The following is a 1,583-nucleotide window of genomic DNA, read 5'->3' as shown; positions in this document are numbered from 1 at the left end:
CCGGGGGGGCCCGCCCCACCCCGCGACCCCCCCCCCCGATCGGTGAAACGAAACTGGGCGGCCGAGACAGTGGGTAATCCCCACAGTCTCGGCCGCCCGTATTCGTCTCAGCGTCTGGTGGGGCCGGCCGGGGCGAGGTGGGTGGGGTTTGCACGGCCGGCCGATCAGCGGGTGGCGCGAGCGGGACGCCAGACTGAGGGGCATGTCGACCACTGCCGCGACCACCCTCCGCTTACCGCGCGCGCTCGCCGTCTTCTGGATCGTCGCCGCGGCGGCCGGGTGGGTGGTGTCGTTCCTGCTCTACCAGGAGTACATCGGGCAGCTCACCGGCTCCGACCCGCTGTTCTCATGCCAGATCAGCGTGCTGGTCACGTGCGGACCCAACCTGCTGTCACCCGGCGGCAACCTGCTGGGGTTCAGCAACTCGATCATCGGCATGACGCTCTTCCTCGGCCCGGTGTACGCCGGCGTGAGCGCGCTGGCCGCGCCCGACGGACTGCGGGTGTGGTTCTGGCGCGTGTTCACCGTGTTCGTCCTCGGCGGGTTCGCGCTGGTGCACCTCTTCGCGTACCGCAGCATCTTCGAGTACGGGTCCCTCTGCCCGTGGTGCATGGTCGTGTGGCTCGTGACCATTCCGCTCTTCTGGTTCACGCTCGGCTGGGCGCTCCGCGATGGGGTGTGGGGGCGGATGCCGCGCCTCGGCGCCGCCTTGCTGACATGGGCGCCGCTGCTCACGGTGCTGAACTACGCCCTCATCGCGATCGTGGCCCAGGTGCGGCTCGACGTGCTGGGCAGCCTCTGACATCGCCCCGGGGCGGTCCGCATGTCCGAGCAGGCGGCCCCATGGCACCTTCGCCCCTCGCGATGGAGAATGCTGCCGAACGATGCGCTGCCCTCGGCATCCGCCGAAATCGACGTGACAACTCGTGAAAACGACGTACCGACACGGAGAAGATCGTGACCAAGATCAAGCTCGTCTGTCCGCACCTCGTCGCCGCAGCCCTGCTCGTGGTCGGCTTGACCTCGCTGAGCGGCTGCGTCGCCACGCCCGACACCTCCGGTGCCGTGCGCCTCGACGGCGACGAGACCAGCCAGCCCGACGAAAGCGGCGACGCCGTCGACGTCTTCTCGATCACGCTCGGCGACTGCCTGAACACTTCAGGGCTCAGCGACACCACGGAGGTGGAAAGCATCCCTGTCGTGCCGTGCAGCGAGCCGCACGAGGACGAGGTCTACTACGTGTTCGATTCCACCGCATCGGAGTACCCCGGCGAGGATGAACTGAAAACCGAGGCGCGCGAGACCTGCATCGACGAGTTCGCCGACTTCGTGGGCGTCGCGTATGACGAGTCCTCGCTGGACTACTGGCCGATGTACCCCACCGAGCAGTCGTGGGAGCAGGGCGACCGCGAGATCCTCTGCATGGTCTACGACCTCAGCGGCGAAAAAGTGACCGGGAGCCTGGCCGGTTCCGCCCGCTGACATCCCCATCGCCGGATGAGCAGTTGCCCCACGGCGACGAACTGCTCCCTCATCGCGATCGTGGCCCAGCTGCGGCTCGACGTACTCGGCACCTCTGACCC

2 protein-coding genes are annotated in these 1,583 nt (G+C 68.0%); both read left to right on the top strand.

Going from position 1 to position 1,583, the window contains the following annotated elements; all coding sequences use genetic code 11:
• The first annotated feature begins 202 nt into the window (after window positions 1-202).
• Complete coding sequence (locus tag NQ160_RS21805; protein ID WP_257517146.1) at window positions 203-802, top strand: vitamin K epoxide reductase family protein; 600 nt, start codon at window positions 203-205, stop codon at window positions 800-802.
• A 155-nt stretch (window positions 803-957) separates the two neighbouring features.
• On the top strand, window positions 958-1,482 hold the full coding sequence (locus tag NQ160_RS21800) for a septum formation family protein (protein WP_257517145.1): 525 nt from the start codon (window positions 958-960) through the stop codon (window positions 1,480-1,482).
• Window positions 1,483-1,583 lie beyond the last annotated feature (101 nt).

The sequence above is a fragment of the Microbacterium sp. zg.Y909 genome, assembly GCF_024626565.1.
Note: the sequence above shows the minus strand (reverse complement) of the source record. Positions and strands in the feature narration are given on the sequence as shown.

What these genes read in the sequence shown, in the direction of transcription:
- NQ160_RS21805 (WP_257517146.1), top strand. Translation starts at nt 203, where the DNA reads ATGTCGACCACTGCCGCGACCACCCTCCGCTTACCGCGCGCGCTCGCC.